Genomic DNA, 1,716 nt, shown 5'->3' on the forward strand with positions numbered 1-1,716 from the left:
GTGGTGCCAACAACGAGTGCGTCGAGGTTCGCTTCGGGGCCGTGCCGGGTGAGCACATCGGTGTCCGCGACTCGAAGTCGCCGGAGCCCCGCCTCTCCTTCTCCTCGGCGGCTTTCAGCGCTTTTCTGCTCGGGCAACGCCGCTGATCCTGGGGAACGGCGGTGGCCGCCACCCCGGCGAGGGGGAGCGGCCACCGGTCGGTGCTGAAGCTGAATCGCTCAGTGGAACGAGTGCTCGGGTCCGGGGAACCGGTGTCCGCGCACTTCGGCGGCGTACTCGCGGGCGGCGTCGCCCATGATTCCGGCGAGGTCGGCGTAGCGCTTGACGAACCGGGGTCCCTTGCCGCGGCGCAGGCCCATCATGTCCTGCCACACCAGCACCTGGGCGTCGGTGTCGGGTCCGGCGCCGATGCCGACGGTGGGGATGCGCAGTTCGTGGGTGATCTTCTTGGCGACCTCGGAGGTGACCATCTCCAGCACCACGGAGAACGCCCCGGCCTGCTGCACGGCGTGGGCGTCGGCGACGACGGCGTCGAAGGCCTCGTTGCGGCCCTGCACGCGGAACCCGCCGAGTTGGTGCTCGTGCTGGGGGGTGAACCCGATGTGGGCCATGACGGGGATGCCGGCGTCCACGATGGCCCGGATGTGCGGCGCGAACGCGCGCCCGCCCTCCAGCTTCACCGCGTGCGCCCGGCCCTCCTTCATGAACCGGACCGCCGTCGCCACGGCCTGCTCCACCGACACCTGGTAGGAGCCGAACGGCAGGTCGGCCACGACGAGTGAGCGCTTCACCGCTCGGGTGACCCCCCGGACGAGTGGCAGCAGCTCGTCCACGGTCACCGGGATGGAGGACTCGTAGCCGTAGACGTTGTTGGACGCCGAGTCCCCGACCAGCAGGACCGGGATGCCCGCCTCGTCGAACAGCTCGGCGGTGTACATGTCGTACGAGGTGAGCATGGGCCACGGCTCGCCGCGGTCCTTCAACTCCTGCAGGTGGTGGATGCGGACCCGCTTGGCGGGTGGACCGGCGGGCCCACCGGCCCCGGTCCCGTAGGGCGCGGGAACCTCAGCGCTCGAGGTCATCGTCGACCGTCCTTCCCTCGAAGCCCGCTCCAGCGGGTCTCCGGGCCTTGGTGCACGGTGCACCCCTCCAGGGTCGCACCGCCACCACCCCGGCGTCACCCCGTGCGAGTAGCCTCACACGCTTCGCGCAACCCCCGAACGCCGCGCCGGACGGCCCCGGAACGCCCCCCGGACGACCCGTCCGGACGACCCGTCCGGACGACCCGCCCGGACTACCCGCCCGGACTACCCGCCCGACGGGCTCACCGCAGCCCCGCCGCCCGCAGCACCGCGAGCGCCACCGCGTCCGGCCGGTCCACGTGCACCATGTGCCTGCTCCCCGGCACCACCACCAGCCGCCCGCGCGCCGACATCCCCGCGATCGCCGCCAGCTCCGGCCGCGCCGCCGGGGCCAGCACCTCGAACGGCACGTCCGGCAGCGCGGTCCCCGCCCGCAGCTCCTGCACCCGCGCCACCTGCTCGGGGAACGACGCCAGCTCCGCCAGCACCGCCAGACCCACCGGCGCCCGCCCGTACACCCGCCGCACCAGCCTTCCGGGGGCGCGGTCCTGTCGCCCGAACGTGGTCACCGCCATCGCCACCCGGCGCAGCAGCGGCCCGCCCCACCCCAGCACCGCCCCCCACCGCCGCCCCG

At 73.6% G+C, this 1,716-nt stretch carries 3 protein-coding genes; 1 reads left to right on the forward strand and 2 read right to left on the reverse strand.

Annotated features, from left to right (window positions below):
- On the forward strand, positions 1–146 hold a 146-nt coding region (locus tag ACTUAL_RS31595), incomplete at its 5' end, for a DUF397 domain-containing protein (RefSeq protein WP_440902785.1).
- A gap of 72 nt (positions 147–218) precedes the next feature.
- Here ACTUAL_RS31595 and panB read toward each other — a convergent pair.
- Both panB and ACTUAL_RS31605 read right to left on the reverse strand, forming a co-directional pair.
- A complete protein-coding gene (gene panB / locus ACTUAL_RS31600) occupies positions 219–1,082 on the reverse strand; it encodes a 3-methyl-2-oxobutanoate hydroxymethyltransferase (RefSeq protein WP_096491626.1) in 864 nt (287 codons plus the stop codon).
- A 242-nt stretch (positions 1,083–1,324) separates the two neighbouring features.
- On the reverse strand, positions 1,325–1,716 hold a 392-nt coding region (locus ACTUAL_RS31605; RefSeq protein ID WP_440902784.1), incomplete at its 5' end, for a hypothetical protein.

The sequence above is a fragment of the Actinosynnema sp. genome (assembly GCF_052038725.1).